The sequence below is a fragment of the Bradyrhizobium sp. CCBAU 11430 genome, from assembly GCF_028128855.1.
GTDB classification, from domain to species: domain Bacteria; phylum Pseudomonadota; class Alphaproteobacteria; order Rhizobiales; family Xanthobacteraceae; genus Bradyrhizobium; species Bradyrhizobium ottawaense.
This window is the reverse complement of sequence record NZ_LBJV01000039.1, coordinates 1-17,664: the sequence shown is the minus strand read 5'-3', so window position 1 is coordinate 17,664 and position 17,664 is coordinate 1. Positions and strand designations below refer to the sequence as shown.

Sequence of the window (17,664 nt, the reverse complement as noted above, 5' to 3'; positions counted from 1 at the left end):
GGCCGCGCCCATGCTCGACTTCCTCGAACTGGAGGAGACGGTCGGCCGCGCCTGGCACAGGATGGTCGGCGGCACCGCGAGCTATCCGGTTCACGATGATCACGCCATTGCACTGACCGAGGTGAGAGGCCGGCTCGCGGTGATGTTCCGCGCGCTCGGCGGCGAGACTGGGGTTCAGATCGCAAGCGCGGGCGCGCGAAAATCGGGGCACCGTCTCGGCTGGCGACAGCGCATCGGCCTCGGTGACGAGCGCCTCGAGCAGCCGGGTCGCGATGCCGCGACCATTTTCCTGCCCGATCGAATCTCGATCTTTCCCGACCGCGCGTTGAACGCGGCGCTCTATCGCTGGCTTGCGGCATGGTTCGCAGCCGCACCGATCGAGACGATCACGGAAGCCGATCCGCTGCGGCGGGATCTTCTGGTGTTGCGCCGGGCAAGTGAGACGGCGGTCTGGGTGCTCACGCAATTCCCCGGCCTTGTCGCCGATTACGCTCAGCTCGCCGCGGCAACGGCCGAGGCCCGGCCTCGTCGCCCGTTGCCGCGCATTGAGCAGGAGGTCGAGCAGATCGTCTTGGCCTTGCTCGGCGCCGGCAAGGCACCTGCGGGCAGACTGTGGCCGGCGATGATGGGAACGGGCCCGCTGCCGGACAAGGCGCCGCCGGGCTATCATTCGATCCTGCCGTGCCCGCTCTGGGGGGATTGCTGGACGCGCGAGCTCTCGCCCGCACATGCCGGCGAGGACGAGTGCGCGCCGGGCGCCGAGCCCGAGGCCCAGGACAATCGCAAGCGCTTTGCCGTCCGCGAGCGTGAGGATAATGCCAACCGCCGCGATCCTTTCGTGCTCAACCGCTTCGAGAAGATCCTCGCGATGGCCGAGATGGTCAATGTCGACCGTCCGGCCGACGACAGTGAGGACGAGGATGCGCAGAAGGCGGCCGACGATCTCGAGGAGATCACGCTCAGCCGCCGCACCGGCAAGCCGGCGAGCCGGTTCAGGTTCGATCTCGATCTGCCGCCCGAGGCCCTCGATGCGTCGCGGCTGAATGCGGACCTTACCTATCCCGAATGGGATTACCGCAGCGGATCCTATCTGCCCGATCATTGCCGCGTGCTGGCCGGTGCGGCCTCCGAGCACGGTGAGAGCTGGACGCCTGACGACGCCATGCGCCGGCACATCCGCCAGGTGCGCCGCCGCTTCGAGGTGTTGCGGCCGCGCCATGAATTGATGCGCGCTCAGGCCGACGGACACGACCTCGATCTCGACGCGCTGGTGCGCGCGCGGTGCGACCTCCGCGCCGGCAGCAGCAGCGGTCTCGATCGCATCCACGTCGCGATGCGCCCGCAAGGTCACGATCTCGCCGTCACGCTGCTCGTCGACGTCTCGCTGTCCACGGACGCCTGGGTCGACGGCTATCGCGTGCTCGACGTCGAGAAGGAGGCGCTGCTGGCGCTCGCCCACGGGATTTCGGCCTGCGGCGATCACCACAGCATCCTCACTTTCACCTCGCGCCGGCGGTCCTGGGTGCGGCTCGAGACGGTCAAGGCCTTCGGCGAGCCGATGAGCGGGACGGTCGAGCGCCGCATCGGCGCGCTGAAGCCCGGCTATTACACGCGGATCGGCGCGGCGGTGCGCCACGCCGCGGCCGAGCTCGCCCGCCAGCCGCAGCGCAAGAAGCTGCTGCTCGTCCTCACCGACGGCAAGCCGAACGACGTCGACCATTACGAGGGCCGCTTCGCGCTCGAGGACACCCGCAAGTCGGTGCAAGAGGCGCGCCGGCTCGGCATCGCCGCCTTCGGCGTCACGGTGGACGCAACCGCGCAATCCTATTTCCCGACCCTGTTCGGGCGCGGCGGCTATGCCATCGTCGGCAACATCAAGCGGCTACCCGCGGCGCTGCCGGCGATCTACCGGCAGGTCGCGCACTAATCCGGTCGCGCACTCATCCGGCGCGCCCCGCGGCGCCCCGGTCCTCCGGTGAACTATTGCTCATAGCGTGAGTATATGATCGTATGGCCGGATGGACCGCGGCCAGCCAAGACCCGATCTGATCATCTTCGATTGCGACGGCGTGCTCGTCGACAGCGAGCTGTTGAGCTGCCGATGCCTGTCCGAGGTGCTGGCCGAGTTCGGCATCGCGCTCAGCCCGGAGCAGGCGCTCGAGCTCTTTCTCGGGCGCAGCACCAAGGCGATCGAGCAGCATTATCGCGATCTCGGGCAGATCGTGCCCGACGGCTTTCTGCCGCGCCTGAAGTCGCAAGTGCTGTCGACGTTCGCAGCTTCGCTTGAGCCGATTCCCGGCATTGCCGGCGTGACGTCCGACCTGTCCGTGCCGTTTTGCGTGGCCTCGTCCAGCGACCTCGACCGCGTCGCGCTCTCCCTCGACGTCACAGGCCTGAGGGCGCATTTCGGCGAGCGGCTCTACACCGCGCAGATGGTCCGGCATGGCAAGCCGGCGCCCGACCTATTTCTCCTCGCGGCAGAAAAGATGAGAGTGCAACCTGCGCGCACGCTGGTGATCGAGGACAGCGTCAGCGGCGTCAAGGCCGGCAAGGCGGCCGGCATGACCGTCTGGGGATTTGTCGGCGGCAGCCATTACCGCGGACGCGACGGGCGGGCTATATTGTCCGAGGCGGGGGCCGATCGGGTCTTCGCGCGCATGAGCGATTTCTGGGAGGCGTGAGGCCCGCATGGCCGCCGAGAACGACAAGTCGCGACTCGACGATGCCGCGCGCGCCGGCTGGCTGTATTTCATCGCCGGTCACACCCAGGACGAGATCGCAAAGATGCTGCAGGTCTCGCGCGCCTCGGCGCAGCGGCTGGTGTCGCTGTGCCTTGCCGAGCGCCTCATCACCTTCCGGCTCGAACATCCCATCGCCGCCTGCATGGAGCTTGCGGCGCGCCTGAAGGAGCGTTTCGACCTTGCTCATTGCGAGGTGGTGCCCGCTGATCCCGCCGCGCCGCAGGCCACTGCAGGCATCGCCGAACGCTGCGCCAATCTGCTCGATGCGACGCTGCGTTCGGAGACGCCGGTGATCGTCGCGCTCGGCACCGGCCGGGCGGTGCGCGCTGCGGTCGAGCGCGTCACCCCGATCGACCGGCCCAATCATCAGATCGTCTCGCTGGTCGGCACCATCTCCGCGGACGGTTCGGCGAGCTTTTACGACACCGTCGGCCGACTCGCCGACCGCACGGGCGCACGGCACTATCCGATGCCGCTGCCGTTCCTGATGTCGTCCGAGGACGAGCGCAACAAGATGGTCCGCATCGAGCCGATCGCCAAGGTGAAGGCGGTCGCGGCCAAGGCGGACTTGCGCCTCGTCGGCATCGGCCAGATGGACCAGAAGGCGCAGGTGCATGTCGACGGTTTCGTCACTCGCGACGAATTGTTCGAGATGATGCGGCTGGGTGCCATCGGCGAGATCACCGGCTGGGCCTATGATTCCAAGGGCCGCCTGCTCAAGGCCGGCACCAACAAGCGCCTCACCAGCATCCCGCCGGAAGTGCCGGCGAAGACCACGACCATCGCCGCCGCGGTCGGTGCCGCCAAGGTGCCGGCGATCGCGGCGGCGCTGAACGGCGGGCTGATCAACGGGCTGATTACCGACGAGACGACGGCAAGGGCGATTTTGGAGCGGTAGGCGGGCTTCGCACGGCAAAGGGACACGGCTCCCGCTCTCGCAAACGGGAGAGGTGAAGCAAGCCGCGGCGCTCGATCCGAACAACTACCGTCGCTTCTGCACCGCACGACCTCCCACCCCTCCCGCACCGCAGCACTCATAAGTTGCGCAAACGGCTTCGCGCCTGCTTGACAATCCTCCTCCCTTGCGTTGAACATACGCTCAACGCGTGGGCATATGCTCAAAGCGCGAGTTTGAGGGAGGTCACCGTGAAACATGTCTTGGGCGCCGTCTGCGGCGCGTCTGTTCTGTTGTTGGCCGTCCCCGCGATGGCCGAAACGACCCTGACGATCGCCACCGTCAACAATGGCGACATGATCCGCATGCAGGGGCTGACGGCCGAGTTCACCAAGAAGTACCCGGATATCGCCGTGAAGTGGGTGACGTTGGAGGAGAACGTGCTGCGTCAGCGCGTCACCACGGACATCGCCACCAAGGGCGGTCAGTTCGACGTGCTCACCATCGGCACCTATGAGGTGCCGATCTGGGCCAAGAAGGGCTGGCTGGTGCCGCTCGCCAATCTCGGCGCCGATTACGACGTCGCCGACCTCTTGCCCAGGATCAAGGACGCGGTCACCGCCGACGGCAAGCTCTATGCCGCGCCGTTCTACGGCGAGAGCTCGATGGTGATGTATCGCACCGATCTGTTCGACAAGGCCGGCCTGAAGATGCCGGAGAAGCCGACCTGGGATTTCGTAGTCGATGCCGCCAAGAAGCTCACCGACAAGAGCGCCGGCACCTATGGCATTTGCCTGCGCGGCAAGGCCGGCTGGGGCGAGAACATGGCGTTCCTCTCCGCGATGGCCAATTCCTACGGTGCGCGCTGGTTCGATGAGAAATGGGAGCCGCAGTTCAACACGCCGGAATGGAAGACGACGCTCACGACCTACGTCAATCTGATGAAGGAAGCCGGCCCTCCCGGCGCAAGCTCCAACGGCTTCAACGAGAATCTGGCGCTGTTCAACGCCGGCAAATGCGCGATGTGGATCGACGCCACGGTGGCGGCGTCCTTCGTCACCAATCCGAAGGATTCCAAGGTCGCCGACAAGGTCGGCTTTGCGCTCGCGCCCAACACCGGGCTCGGCAAGAACGCCAACTGGCTGTGGGCCTGGAATCTCGCGATCCCCGCCGGATCCAAGAAGATGGAAGCCGCCGAGAAGTTCATCGCCTGGGCGACGAGCAAGGACTACACCAAGCTCGTGGCATCGAAGGAGGGCTGGGCCAACGTGCCGCCGGGCACGCGGACCTCGCTTTACAAGAACGATGAATATCTGAAGGTCGCCCCGTTCGCCAAGCTGACGCTGGCCTCGATCGACGCGGCCGATCCGAACAAGCCGACGGTGAAGCCGGTGCCTTATGTCGGCGTGCAATACGCTGCGATCCCCGAATTCCAGGGCATCGGCACCCAGGTCGGCCAGCAATTCTCCGCCGCGCTTGCGGGCTCGATGACTGTCGATGCCGCGCTGACTGCCGCGCAGTCCGCGACCGAGCGCGAGATGAAGCGCGCCGGCTACATCAAGTGAACCCGAGCTCTTCCTCCTGAGCTCAGACTTGCGGCCATCCAGGGTCATGGATGGCCGCCTTCTTCCCGCCAGCGGAGAAGCGTTGATGGCAACCCGGCAGACGCAGACTCTTGCGCGCTCGCTCCTGACGCCGGCCGTCGGGCTGCTGTTCATCTGGATGATCGTCCCGCTGGCGCTGACGATCTATTTCTCGACGCTGCATTACAGCCTGCTCGATCCCGGCTCGGAATCATTCGTCGGGCTGGAGAACTTCCGCTACTTCCTCACCGATCCCGCCTTCCTGGCCTCGCTCCAGAACACGCTGGTGCTGGTCGGCTCGGTGCTGGCGTTGACGATCCTGCTCGGCATTCCCCTGGCGCTTTTGATGGACCAACCGGTCATCGGCCGCAATTTCGTGCGGCTGATGGTGATCGCGCCGTTCTTCGTGATGCCGACGGTGAGCGCGCTGGTCTGGAAGAACCTGCTGATGCATCCGGTGTCCGGTCTGTTCGCCTGGCTCGCCTCGCTGTTCCATCTGACGCCGATCGACTGGTTCAACGATTTGCCGCTGGTTGCCGTCATCCTGATCGTGACGTGGCAATGGTTGCCCTTCGCGACGCTGATCCTGCTCACCGCGCTGCAGTCGCTCGACGAGGAGCAGAAGGAGGCCGCCGAGATGGACGGCGCCAGCGCCGTCTCGACCTTCATCTACATCACGCTGCCGCACTTGGCGCGGCCCATCACCGTGGTGATCCTGATCGAGACGATCTTCCTGCTCACGGTCTTTGCGGAAATTTATGTCACCACGGGCGGTGGCCCGGGACTGTCAACCACCAACATCGCTTTCCTGATCTATTCGCAGGCGCTGATCCAGTTCGACGTCGGCAGCGCCTCCGCGGGCGGCCTCGTCGCGGTGGTGATCGCCAACGTCGTCGCCTTCTTCCTCGTCCGCATCGTCGGCCGCAATCTGGAGGCTTGAAGCATGGCACGGATGGCGACGACGCGGCGGGTGGTGGTATCGACAGCGGTGGCCTGGCTGTTCGGCTTCCTGATCTTCTTCCCGATTCTCTGGATGGTGCTGGCGAGCTTCAAGACCGAGCTGGAGGCCTTCGCCATCCCGCCATCCTTTCTGTTCTTCCACTGGACTACCGAAAACTATGCGACCGTGCAGGAGCGCAGCGACTATTTCCACCACGCCATGAACTCGGTCATCATCGCAGGCGGCTCGACGCTCATTGCGCTTCTGATCGCGATCCCGGCGGCCTGGTCGATGGCGTTCTCGCCGACCAAGCGCACCAAGGACATCCTGCTCTGGATGCTCTCGACCAAGATGATGCCGCCGGTCGGCGTGCTGGTGCCGATCTACCTGATCTACAAGACCTTCGGCCTGCTCGATTCCCGCATCGGCCTCGTCTTCATCCTGTGCCTCGGCAATCTGCCGATCGTGATCTGGATGCTGTTCACCTATTTCAAGGAGATCCCGCGCGACATCCTTGAAGCCGCGCGCATGGACGGCGCCACCATCGGCCGCGAGCTCGTCTACGTGCTGACGCCGATGGCGATCCCGGGGCTGGCTTCCACCATGCTGCTCAATCTGATCCTCGCCTGGAACGAGGCGTTCTGGACGCTCAACCTGTCCACCTCGAACGCGGCGCCCCTCACCACGTTCATCGCCTCCTATTCGAGCCCGGAAGGGCTGTTCTGGGCAAAGCTGTCGGCGGCCTCGACGCTGGCGATCGCGCCCATTCTCGTCCTCGGTTGGTTCAGCCAGAAGCAGCTCGTGCGCGGGCTCACCTTCGGCGCGGTGAAGTAGAGGGGCTGCCGGATCATGGGTCAGATCACACTTCAGGACGTGCAGAAATCCTTCGGCCCCGTGCACATCATCAAGGGCGCCGATCTCGAGATTGCCGATGGCTCCTTCGTGGTGTTTGTCGGTCCGTCCGGCTGCGGCAAGACCACGCTCTTGCGGCTGATCGCCGGACTCGAAGACGTCTCTGGCGGCAAGATCCTGATCGACGGCAAGAACGTCGTCGATACGCCGCCCGCCAAGCGCGGGCTGTCGATGGTGTTCCAGTCCTACGCGCTGTATCCGCATATGAGCGTGCGCGGCAATATCGGTTTCGGCCTGAAGATGGCGGGCCTCGCCAAGGACGAGATCAACCGCAAGGTCGAGGCCGCCGCCGCAACGCTTAACCTTACGCCCTATCTCGATCGCAAGCCGCGCGAGCTCTCCGGCGGCCAGCGCCAGCGCGTCGCGATTGGCCGCGCCATCGTGCGCGAGCCCAAGGCGTTCCTGTTCGACGAGCCCCTGTCCAACCTCGATGCGGCGCTGCGCGTGCAGATGCGAATCGAGGTGACGCGGCTGCAGAAGCAGCTCGGCACCACCGCGATCTACGTCACCCACGACCAGGTCGAGGCCATGACGATGGCCGACAAGATCGTCGTGCTCAACGGCGGCAAGATCGAGCAATATGGCTCGCCCCTGGAGCTCTACGAGCGGCCGGCCAATCTCTTCGTCGCCGGCTTCATAGGTTCGCCCAAGATGAATTTCGTCACGGGCGAGCTCGCGTTGCAACGTGGTGCTGCCACCATCGGCGTCCGGCCGGAGCATCTCAAGATCGACCGCGATGGCACCGGAGGCTGGCAGGGGACCATCGCGGTGGCCGAACATCTTGGCAGCGACACATTCCTCTATGTCGATGCCGGCCCGCTCGGGATGCTGACCGCACGCTATATCGGTGAATTGAGCCTGCATGCCGGCGACCATGTGTCGCTGGTGCCGGACCCCGCGCGCATTCATCGCTTCGACTCGAGCGGCAACGCGCTTCGGAACTGACAAGAAAACGGCAAGAAACGGAAAGATCACCATGTACCTGGAAAAATTCAAGCTGAACGGCAAGACCGCGTTCATCACCGGCGGCGGGCAGGGCATCGGCCTTGGTTGCGCGGAAGCGCTGGCCGAAGCCGGCGCCAGGGTCATCATCGGCGACCGCGACAGCAAGGTCGCCGACAGCGCCAAGGCCACCCTGAAGGCGAAGGGCTTTGACGTGGAGACCGCGATCATGGACGTGACCGACACCAAGCGCGTGGCGGAGGTCGCGAACGACCTCTTCGCCCGCCATGGCAAGGTCGACATCCTCGTCAACAATGCCGGCATCGCCCGCAGCGAAACCCCGGCGGAGACCGTGACCGACGAGCACTGGCTCAACGTCATCGATGTCAATCTCAACGGCACCTTCTGGTGCTGCCGCGAGTTCGGCAAGCACATGCTGAAGGCGAAAAGCGGCGCCATCGTCAATGTCGGCTCGATGTCCGGCTTCATCGTCAACAAGCCGCAGGAGCAGTGCTTCTACAATGCCTCCAAGGCGGGGGTGCATCATTTGACCAAATCGCTGGCCGCCGAATGGGGCGCGCGCGGCATCCGCGTCAATGCGGTGGCGCCGACCTATATCGAGACGCCGCTCAACGCTTTCGTGAAGAGTAACGCCAAAATGTACGACGCCTGGATCGGCGGAACCCCGATGGCGCGGATGGGGCAGGTCGAGGAGATCGCCTCGGTCGTGCTGTTCCTCTCGTCGGAGGCCGCGAGCCTGATGACCGGCAGCATCGTGCTGGTGGATGGCGGCTATACTTGCTGGTAGGCTCACCGTCAAAGCTGACGGAAAGCGACCGGGAGCGACAATGCCGCGAGCGTATATCGGCGTCGACGTGGGGACCACGAGCACGCGTGCCGGAGTGTTTGACGAGGCCGGCACGCTTTTGGCCACCGCCCGGCATCCGATCCGGATCTGGCACGAGGCCGGCGATATCGTCGAGCAATCGTCGCAGGACATCTGGGACGCCTGCGCGACATCGGTGCGGGCCGCGATGGCGGAAGCCGCCATCGCGCCCGACAGCGTCGGCGGCATCGGCTTTGACGCGACCTGTTCGCTGGTTGTCCTCGACAGGCAGGGCGAGCCGCTCACGGTCAGCGCATCCGGCGACAAGCAACGCAATGTCATCGTCTGGATGGATCATCGCGCCATCGCCGAGGCGCGGCTGATCAACGAGACCGAGGACGCCGTGCTGCGCTATGTCGGTGGCTCGATCTCGCCAGAGATGGAGATGCCGAAGCTGCTATGGCTGAAGCGGCATCTGCGCGCGAGCTTCGACGCCGCCGGCCACTTCTTCGATCTCGCGGATTATCTGACCTGGCGCGCGACCGGCTCGCTCCAGCGCTCGACCTGCACCGTCACCTGCAAATGGAACTATCTCGCCCATGATCGCGGCGGCTGGAGCGCGCAATTCTTCAAGCGCATCGGCCTGTCTGATTTCGTCAACGAGAAATACGCCCGCATCGGCACCGAGATCGTCGCCCCCGGCACGCGGCTCGGTGCGGGGCTCACCCGTATAGCTGCTGCCGAGCTCGGCCTGTCGCCGGGCATACCGGTCGGCGCTTCGCTGATCGATGCCCATGCCGGCGGCATCGGCGCGATCGGCGGCCGCGACGGATCGGGCGGGGCGAGCGATGTCAATGACCGGCTTGCCTACATCATGGGAACGTCGGCCTGCATCATGGCGACGACGACGGAGCCGTGCTTCGTTCCCGGCGTGTGGGGGCCTTATTATTCCGGCATGGTTCCTGATTTCTGGCTCAACGAGGGCGGCCAGTCGGCCGCGGGGGCGGCGATCGACCATCTGCTCAAGTCGCATCCGGGCCACACCGAGGCGAGCGCGGCGGCGCGCAGCGAGGGCCTCGACCTCATCGACTTCTTCGAGCGCCGCATCATCGCGCGCGCAGGCAGCGCCAGCCGTGCCGCGCTGCTCGCCCGCGACATCCATGTTCTCCCCGAATTCATCGGCAACCGCTCGCCCTATGCCGACCCTGATACGCGCGCGGTGATCGCGGGCCTCGATCTCGACACCGACATCGCCGCGATGGAGCGGCTGTTCGTCGCCGGCCTGTGCGGGCTCGCTTATGGGCTCGCCGAGGTGATCGAGGCTTTTGCCGCGCATGGCGTTCGCTCCAGCATCATGATCATGGGGGGCGGTGCGAGCCGCAGCCCGCTGGTGCGGCAGATCATGGCGGATACGACGGGCCTCACCGTCGCGCTGCCGCAGACCAGGGAGCCGGTGCTGCTGGGGGCTGCGATGCTGGGGGCGGTGGCCGGCGGCGCCTATGCCTCGATCGGCGAGACCATGGCAAAGATGTCGGCGCTGGGACGGAAGAGCGAGCCGACCGCGCCCGACATGGCCGCGTTTCACACCCGCAAACGGGAGGTCTATAAGCTCCTGCGCGACGTCGATCGCGGCAGCCGCGCGGCGATGGCCGACATCGCGAGAGGTTGACGGACATGCTGATTGCCTGCGGTGACGCGCTGATCGATTTCGTGCCGACGCGAAATGCGCAAGGACGCGAGGCAGTGATGCCGGCCGTCGGCGGCTCCTGTCTCAACGTTGCCATCGGCATGGCCCGGCTGGGCGCACCCACCGGATTCGTCGGCGGCATCTCGACCGATATGTTCGGGCGGATGATCGCAGATCATGCGGCGGCCTCCAACGTCGACCTCAATCTCGCCACCCGCAGTGATCACCAGACCGCGCTGGCTTTCGTCCGCATCGTCGCGGGCGAGTCGCATTACGCCTTTTACGACGCGGGCACCGCGACGCGGAACTGGACTTACCGGCGCGGGACGATTCCGTTCGCGAATGTGGAAGCCGTTCATGTCGGCTCGACCACGCTCGTCAACGACCAGGGCGCGGCGGAGACCAGCGCCCTGATCGCGGACGCGCGGGCGTCATCGACGGTCTCCTTCGATCCGAATTGCCGGCCCAATCTGGTCAAGGACAAGCCGGCTTACCTGGCGCGCATGGCCGAGTTCGCTGGCCACGCCGATCTCGTCAAGATGTCCGACGTCGACTTCGCCTATCTCTTCGGCGACGAGCCTTACGAGCAGCGGGCGAATGCGCTGCTCGGGCAGGGCACGAGCCTCGTCGTCATCACCCGCGGCAACAATGGCGCGATCGCGTGGCACGCGGGGGCAGGGCAGATCGAGGTCGCCGCGCCCAAGGTCGAAGTCGCCGACACGATCGGCGCGGGCGACAGTTTTCAGGCGGCGCTGCTCTTTGCCCTGCACAAGCAGGAGCGCATTGCCCGGAAAGCACTGAAGGACATCAATGTCGACGAGCTCCGCCGGGCGCTGTCCTTTGCCGCCAATTGCGCCGGCCTGACCTGCACCCGCCCGGGCGCCGATCCGCCCTGGAGCCGTGAGATCAATTGGAGCTGGTAGCGCCGCCTCACATCCGCGCAACGGCCTTCTCGGCGCATTTTATGAACCTGGAGATCAGCGGGCTCTGGGAGTCCCTCCGCCAGCACACCGCGATGTCGATGGAATCGGCCGCATCGCGCAGCGGCCTGAACACGATGCCGCGTGGCGCGCCGAGCTGGGCGCAGGCCGGCACGATCGCAAGACCTTCGCCGGCGAGCACCAGGCTCATCGCCGAATGCACCGTCTCCACCCGGCTCGCGATCGGCATCACGATCTGATGTCGGCGCAGCAGGGCCGCGACCGCCGAGGAGGCGGGATCTTGCTCCGGAGGCGGCAACGCGATCAGCGGACGGCCCTGCAACCGCGCCATCGGCACGGCGCCGAGACGTGCGAGCGGCGAGCGGATCGGCACTGCCAGCATAAATGGCTGCGCACCGATCCGAGCCACCTGGATCTCAGGATGGTTGATGGCCGGCATGCACAGCGCAACCGTGACGCTGCGGTCGAGCAGTCTGGCCTCGCGCGTCGATGCACTGAGCTCGGCAAAGTCGAGATCGACGCCCGGAACCGAGCGGCGCAGCTCAGGGATGAGCCGCGGCAGCATCGCATTCGCCAGGACGAACATGTAGCCGACCGAGAGCCGCCCGCGCTTGCCGGCGGCGACCGCGCGCGCGGCTTCGGCGCCGTCGACGGCCAGCGCCAGAGCTTCGCTCGCACGCGCCAGCAGCGCCTGGCCGGCCTCGGTCAGGTCCATGCCGCGGGTGCCGCGGCGGAACAGCGGCGCGCCGATCTCGGCCTCGAGCTTGCGGATCTGGACGGACAGCGGAGGCTGAGCCATCCGTAGCCGCTCGGCGGCCTTGCCGACGCTGCGTGTCTCGGCGACAGCGACGAAATAGCGGAGGCGGCGTAGATCCATTGGCATACCGAAAACGTATGGGTTGGCGACCAAAATCGTATTGGACGGCGAGTTAACAAAACTGTCATTCTCGCTGTCAATGCTTTGGGCCAACGACGGCCCGCTTCGGAGCGTGATGTGACGATGAACGGCGATCCCTGTCTGCTGTCCGCAACCGAACTGCGCGGCCTCATCGCCGAAAAGCGGATTTCCCCCGTCGACATCATCAGTGCCGTGCTCGCGCGCGCCGAGGCGCTCCAGCCCGAGCTGAACTGTTTCATCACGCTGTGTGGCGACGAGGCGATGGCGCAGGCGCGCGTCGCCGAGCGCAAAATAATGGCCGGCGAGCCGCTCGGCCTGCTCCACGGCATCCCCGTCACCGTCAAGGACATCGTCAACACCAAGGGCGTCAAGACCACCTTTGGCGCCGTTCCCTACAAGGACAATGTGCCGACCGAGGATGCCGTCGCGGTGGCGCGGCTGCGCAGCGAAGGCGCGATTCTGATCGGCAAGACCACGACGCCGGAATTCGGCAGCAAGTGCCTGACGGATTCGCCTTTGTTCGGTCGCACCCGCAATGCCTGGGACGCGTGCCGTTCCTCCGGCGGCTCCAGCGGCGGCGCGGCGGTGGCGGTGGCCAGCGGCATCGCGCCGCTCGCGATCGCGACCGACGGCGGCGGCTCGACGCGAATTCCCGCCGCCTGCAATGGCGTGGTCGGCTTGAAGCAGAGCAACGGTGTGATCCCGCACAGCCAGGCGCTGGATGTGTTCGGCAACCAGACCTATGTCACGCCGACCACGCGGACCGTCGCCGACACCGCGTTGATGATGCAGGCGATGGTAGGCGACGATGCCTGCGACCCCTGGTCGATCGGCGTTCCCGTGCCCGATTTCATCGGCACGGCCGCCCCGCGCGGCGATTTGCGCGGGCAGCGGATCCTGTACTGCCTGACGCCGCCGGGCCGTCCGGTGTCCGCCGAGGTCGCAGCCAGCTTCAAGGCGAGCCTCGACCGGCTGGCGGGGCTCGGCGCCGAGCTCGAGGAATTTTCCGGCGACGGTTTCGACATCGAGCCGATCTGGCGCGCCATCAACCACACGGTCTGGCGCACGCGCTTTGCAAAACTCGCAGCCGAGCACAAGGACGAGCTGAGCGAGGCCTTCCTCAAGCAGCTCGCGCTTGCGACCGAAGTCAGCGGCGTCGACTATCAGGAGGCGATGTTCGCGCGCACCGCGCTGTTTCGGCGCGTGCAATCGCTGCTTGCGCGCGGACACTTCCTGGCGATGCCGACGCTCACGCGCACCGCGCTGCCGATCAAGCAGGATTTGTTCGGCACCATCGAGATCGACGGAGCGCATTTCGACAGCGTCCGGCCGCATTGGTTCCCCTGGACCATGCCGTTCAACATGACCGGCCATCCCGCCGTCAGCCTGCCCTCTGGCTTCGGCCGCGACGGCCTGCCGATCGGGCTTCAGCTCGTCGGCCGCTTCCGTGCCGATGCGGAATTGCTGCGCGTCAGCGCACTGTTCGAGGCATCAAGCGACCTCCTGTCCCGCTGGCCGGCTTGAGGAGAGGGGCATGCAGCAAAGGGCTCGGGTGCAAAGGACTTGTGTGCAAAAGGCTTGCCTCAGCCGCCCGGACATGTTGATCGTGCCGCAGCTGAGCCCTGAAGCCGAGCGCGCATGAGCGTATTTGTCCTCCGACGTCTGTTGACCTTGCTGGCGACGCTGGTCGGCGCATCCCTGATCATTTTCCTGGTGCTCGATGCGCTCCCCGGCAATGCCGCGCAGATGCTGATGGGCGCCGATGCCTCGCCAGACGCAGTGCGTGCGCTCACCGTCAAGCTCGGGCTCGACCAGCCGCTGGCGGTTCGCTATCTGCAATGGATCAAGGGCCTCCTCGTCGGCGATCTCGGCAACTCCTATGTCTACGGCACGTCGGTCGCCAGCCTGATCGCGGAGCGGCTGGTGCTGACCGTTCCGCTCGCGATCATGGCGATGACGATCACGGTGACGCTGGCGCTCTCGGCCGGCATCTACACCGCCGCCAACCACAACAAGCTCGGCGACGTCGGCGTGATGTCGCTGACGCAGGTCGGCATCGCGTTGCCGAATTTCTGGTTCGCGATCCTGCTGGTTCTCCTGTTCTCGGTACGGCTGCAATGGCTCTCGGCGGGGGGATTCTCCGGCTGGGAGGAAGGCATCTGGCTCGGCGTCAAGTCGCTGCTGCTGCCGGCGATCTCGCTCGCGGTGGTGCAGGCTGCGATCCTCGCGCGTGTCACGCGCTCGGCCGTCCTCGAAGTGCTGCGCGAGGACTTCGTCCGCACCGCCCGCGCGAAGGGGCTCGGCAAGCGCGAGGTGCTTTGGAGCCACGTGCTGCGCAATGCGATGATCCCCGTCATGACGGTCATGGGGTTGCAATTCGCCAATCTGCTCGCCGGCACTATCGTGATCGAGAACGTGTTCTATCTGCCGGGCCTCGGCCGGCTGATCTTCCAGTCGATCGCCAACCGCGACCTGATCGTGGTGCGCAATTGCGTGATGCTGCTGGCGACCATGGTCGTCATCGTCAATTTCGTGGTCGACGTGCTCTATGCCTTCATCGATCCCCGCATCAAGGTCCACGACCTGTGAGCACCCCCCTGACCACTCCGATTGACGCGCCGGTCGCAACACGCCGCCTGCCGGCCAGGACCTTCTGGGGCCGCGCGCTGCGCCATCGCAGTTTCGTGCTCGGTAGTTCGCTGAGCCTGCTGGTGCTTGCCTCGGCGCTGCTCTCGCTGGTGTGGACGCCGTGGTCGCCCTACGAGATCGACATCGCCTCGAAGCTGCGGCCGCCCTCGGCGGCGCACTGGCTCGGCACCGATTCCTTCGGCCGCGACATCGTCTCGCTGCTGCTCGCCGGCGCCCGCTCCACCATCATGGTCGGCGTCATCGCCGTCAGCATCGGTCTAAGTTTCGGCGTCACGCTGGGCCTGATCGCCTCGGCCCGGCGCGGCTGGACCGAAGAGATCATCATGCGCTTCTCCGACTTCACCTTCGCCTTTCCGGCGGTGCTCTCCGCGATCATGCTCGCCGCGGTGGTGGGGCCGGGGATGGTCACCTCGATCGTCGCGATCGGCATTTTCCAGATCCCGACGCTGACCCGGCTGACGCGCGGCTCCGCCAACGCGATCTGGGCGCGCGAATTCGTGCTGGCCGCGCGCGCGGCAGGCAAGGGTGCCTTCCGCATCACCATCGAGCACGTGCTGCCGAATGTTCTGTCGATCCTGATCGTGCAGGTCACCATCCAGTTCGCGCTCGCGATCCTCGCCGAAGCCGCTTTGTCCTATCTCGGCCTCGGCACGCAGCCGCCGCAGCCGTCCTGGGGACGGATGCTGAACGATGCGCAGACGCTGCTGTTCCAGTCGCCGATGCTCGCGGTCTATCCGGGCGCTGCGATCGCGATCGCGGTGCTCGGCCTCAATCTTCTCGGTGACGGATTGCGCGACCTGCTCGATCCCAGACTGGCACGGGAGCGATGACGATGGGCGAGCAACGCGTCATGCCGCTGATCGAGGTTGAAAATCTTGGCGTCCGCCTCAATACCAGCCGCGGGCCGGCGCAGGCCGTGCGCGGCGTCAGCTTTGCCCTGAAGCGCGGCGAGACACTGGGGCTGGTCGGCGAGTCCGGCTGCGGCAAATCGGTCACGGCGATGTCCCTGATGGGGCTGCTGCCCGATAGCGCCGTGGTCTCGGGCAGCATCAAGCTCGACGGCAACGAGCTCGCGCGATTGCCGGATGCGGATTATTGCCGTCTGCGCGGCAACCGCATCAGTATGATCTTCCAGGAGCCGATGACTGCGCTCAATCCGATGCACACGATCGGGCATCAGGTCGCCGAGCCGCTGCGACGTCACAAGAAGCACTCGGCGGCGCAGGCGCGCAAGGAGGCGATCGCCTTGCTCGACCGCGTCGGGCTGCCCGATCCCGCGCGGCGCGTCGATGCCTATCCGCATCAGTTTTCTGGCGGCCAGCGCCAACGCATCACCATCGCCATGGCGCTCGCCTGCGAGCCGGATCTGTTGATCGCGGACGAGCCGACCACTGCGCTCGACGTCACCATCCAGGGCCAGATCCTCGACCTCATCGCCGATCTCGTCGAGGAGCGCGGCATGTCGATGATCCTGATCTCGCACGATCTCGGCGTCATCGCCGAGAACGTGCAGCGCATGATGGTGATGTATGGCGGCACCGTCGTCGAGAGCGGGCCGACCGACGAGGTGTTTCGCCGGATGGGGCATCCCTATACGCAGGGCCTGTTTCGCGCCCGGCCGAAGCTCGGCGCGCGCAAGGGGACGCGGCTGAAGACGATATCGGGCACCGTGCCGGAGCTCGCAGATCTGGCGGCGGGGTGCACGTTCTCCGACCGATGTCCGTTCGTGATCGATCAATGCCGCGCCGCGCTTCCGCGGATGGTCGACGTCGGACCCGGGCACTTCGTGCGTTGCATCAGGACGAATGTCTCAATGGCTGAGAACGTTGGAGCGGTGACCGCATGACCGCTGCGCCTCTTCTCGACGTGAAGGATCTCGAACAGCGCTACGCCCTGCCGCGGGAAAGCCTGTTCCGTCCGCCGGGGCAGGTGCGCGCGCTCAATGGCGTGAGCGTGCAGGTCGCCGCCGGCAAGAGCCTCGGCGTCGTCGGCGAGTCGGGCTCGGGCAAGTCGACCTTCGCGCGGCTGGTGATGGCGCTGGAGCGGCCGACGTCGGGCCAGGTCGCGCTGCTCGGCCGTGATCTCAATCGCATCTCGGCCGACGAACTGCGTCGCGCCCGGCGCGATTTCCAGATGGTGTTCCAGGACCCCTATGGATCGCTCGATCCGCGCCAGACCGTCGCCCGCATCGTCGCCGAGCCGCTCACCGTGCTGGAAGACGCCGACCGCACCACCTTTCGCGCGCGCGTCGCCGCAGTGCTGCGCCAGGTCGGCTTGCGCGATGCCGACATGGAGAAATATCCGCACGAGTTCTCCGGCGGCCAGCGGCAGCGCATCGCCATTGCACGTGCGCTGATCACCCAGCCGAAGCTCATCGTCGCCGACGAGCCGGTCTCCGCGCTCGACGTCTCCGTGCAGGCGCAGGTGCTGAACCTGATGCAGGATCTGCAGGAGCAGTTTGGCCTGAGCTACATCCTGATCAGCCATGACCTCGCCGTCGTCGACTATCTTTGCGACGAGGTCGCGGTGATGTATCTCGGCCGCATCGTCGAGCAGGGCCGGCCCGAAGACCTGTTCGAGCATTGCGCCCATCCCTATACGCGGGCGCTGCTGGAGGCGGTGCCGCGGGCGCGCGCCGGCGGCGGCCGGC

At 66.1% G+C, this 17,664-nt stretch carries 16 protein-coding genes; 15 read left to right on the top strand and 1 reads right to left on the bottom strand.

Annotated elements, in window-relative coordinates; genetic code table 11:
- The first annotated feature begins 10 nt into the window (after positions 1-10).
- The 10 genes from XI04_RS10310 to XI04_RS10265 all read left to right on the top strand — a co-directional run bounded on the left by XI04_RS10310 (position 11) and on the right by XI04_RS10265 (position 11,449).
- Positions 11-1,927: a nitric oxide reductase activation protein NorD gene (locus XI04_RS10310; protein WP_271609968.1), complete on the top strand. Its 1,917-nt coding sequence runs from the start codon at positions 11-13 to the stop codon at positions 1,925-1,927.
- A 91-nt stretch (positions 1,928-2,018) separates the two neighbouring features.
- A complete protein-coding gene (locus tag XI04_RS10305) occupies positions 2,019-2,681 on the top strand; it encodes an HAD family hydrolase (protein ID WP_271609967.1) in 663 nt (220 codons plus the stop codon).
- A gap of 7 nt (positions 2,682-2,688) precedes the next feature.
- Positions 2,689-3,639, top strand: coding sequence for a sugar-binding transcriptional regulator (locus tag XI04_RS10300; RefSeq protein WP_028142407.1), 951 nt, complete (start codon positions 2,689-2,691; stop codon positions 3,637-3,639).
- 308 nt (positions 3,640-3,947) lie between these two features.
- Positions 3,948-5,201, top strand: a complete 1,254-nt coding sequence (locus tag XI04_RS10295) for an ABC transporter substrate-binding protein (RefSeq protein WP_244439128.1) — start codon at positions 3,948-3,950, stop codon at positions 5,199-5,201.
- Between the two features lie 85 nt (positions 5,202-5,286).
- Positions 5,287-6,159, top strand: coding sequence for a carbohydrate ABC transporter permease (locus XI04_RS10290; protein ID WP_028142409.1), 873 nt, complete (start codon positions 5,287-5,289; stop codon positions 6,157-6,159).
- Between the two features lie 3 nt (positions 6,160-6,162).
- Positions 6,163-6,993 carry a carbohydrate ABC transporter permease gene (locus XI04_RS10285; RefSeq protein ID WP_028142410.1) on the top strand — a complete coding sequence of 277 codons (831 nt, stop codon included), beginning with the start codon at positions 6,163-6,165 and terminating at the stop codon, positions 6,991-6,993.
- A gap of 15 nt (positions 6,994-7,008) precedes the next feature.
- Entirely contained in the window at positions 7,009-8,016 is a 1,008-nt protein-coding gene (locus tag XI04_RS10280; protein WP_038947891.1) for an ABC transporter ATP-binding protein, read from the top strand.
- Between the two features lie 31 nt (positions 8,017-8,047).
- The gene (locus XI04_RS10275; protein WP_028142412.1) at positions 8,048-8,821 is read left to right on the top strand and encodes an SDR family NAD(P)-dependent oxidoreductase; all 774 of its coding nucleotides are present in this window, start codon (positions 8,048-8,050) and stop codon (positions 8,819-8,821) included.
- Positions 8,822-8,861: 40 nt separating this feature from the next.
- The gene (locus tag XI04_RS10270; RefSeq protein ID WP_271609965.1) at positions 8,862-10,508 is read left to right on the top strand and encodes an FGGY-family carbohydrate kinase; all 1,647 of its coding nucleotides are present in this window, start codon (positions 8,862-8,864) and stop codon (positions 10,506-10,508) included.
- Between the two features lie 5 nt (positions 10,509-10,513).
- Entirely contained in the window at positions 10,514-11,449 is a 936-nt protein-coding gene (locus XI04_RS10265) for a carbohydrate kinase family protein (RefSeq protein ID WP_028142414.1), read from the top strand.
- A gap of 7 nt (positions 11,450-11,456) precedes the next feature.
- Here XI04_RS10265 and XI04_RS10260 read toward each other — a convergent pair whose 3' ends face one another.
- Entirely contained in the window at positions 11,457-12,344 is an 888-nt protein-coding gene (locus XI04_RS10260; RefSeq protein WP_028142415.1) for a LysR family transcriptional regulator, read from the bottom strand.
- Positions 12,345-12,467: 123 nt separating this feature from the next.
- Between XI04_RS10260 and XI04_RS10255 the strand changes: the two genes are divergently transcribed.
- From XI04_RS10255 to XI04_RS10235, 5 genes are all read left to right on the top strand, one after another.
- Positions 12,468-13,889, top strand: a complete 1,422-nt coding sequence (locus XI04_RS10255; RefSeq protein ID WP_028142416.1) for an amidase — start codon at positions 12,468-12,470, stop codon at positions 13,887-13,889.
- A 114-nt stretch (positions 13,890-14,003) separates the two neighbouring features.
- Positions 14,004-14,954 carry an ABC transporter permease gene (locus XI04_RS10250; RefSeq protein ID WP_028142417.1) on the top strand — a complete coding sequence of 317 codons (951 nt, stop codon included), beginning with the start codon at positions 14,004-14,006 and terminating at the stop codon, positions 14,952-14,954.
- Positions 14,951-15,844, top strand: coding sequence for an ABC transporter permease (locus XI04_RS10245; protein ID WP_038970558.1), 894 nt, complete (start codon positions 14,951-14,953; stop codon positions 15,842-15,844). The genes XI04_RS10250 and XI04_RS10245 overlap by 4 nt, the downstream gene beginning before the upstream one ends.
- A gap of 2 nt (positions 15,845-15,846) precedes the next feature.
- Positions 15,847-16,860 carry an ABC transporter ATP-binding protein gene (locus tag XI04_RS10240; RefSeq protein ID WP_271609964.1) on the top strand — a complete coding sequence of 338 codons (1,014 nt, stop codon included), beginning with the start codon at positions 15,847-15,849 and terminating at the stop codon, positions 16,858-16,860.
- A partial coding sequence (locus tag XI04_RS10235; RefSeq protein ID WP_271623652.1) for an ATP-binding cassette domain-containing protein occupies positions 16,857-17,664 on the top strand: 808 nt, incomplete at its 3' end. The genes XI04_RS10240 and XI04_RS10235, both read left to right, overlap by 4 nt.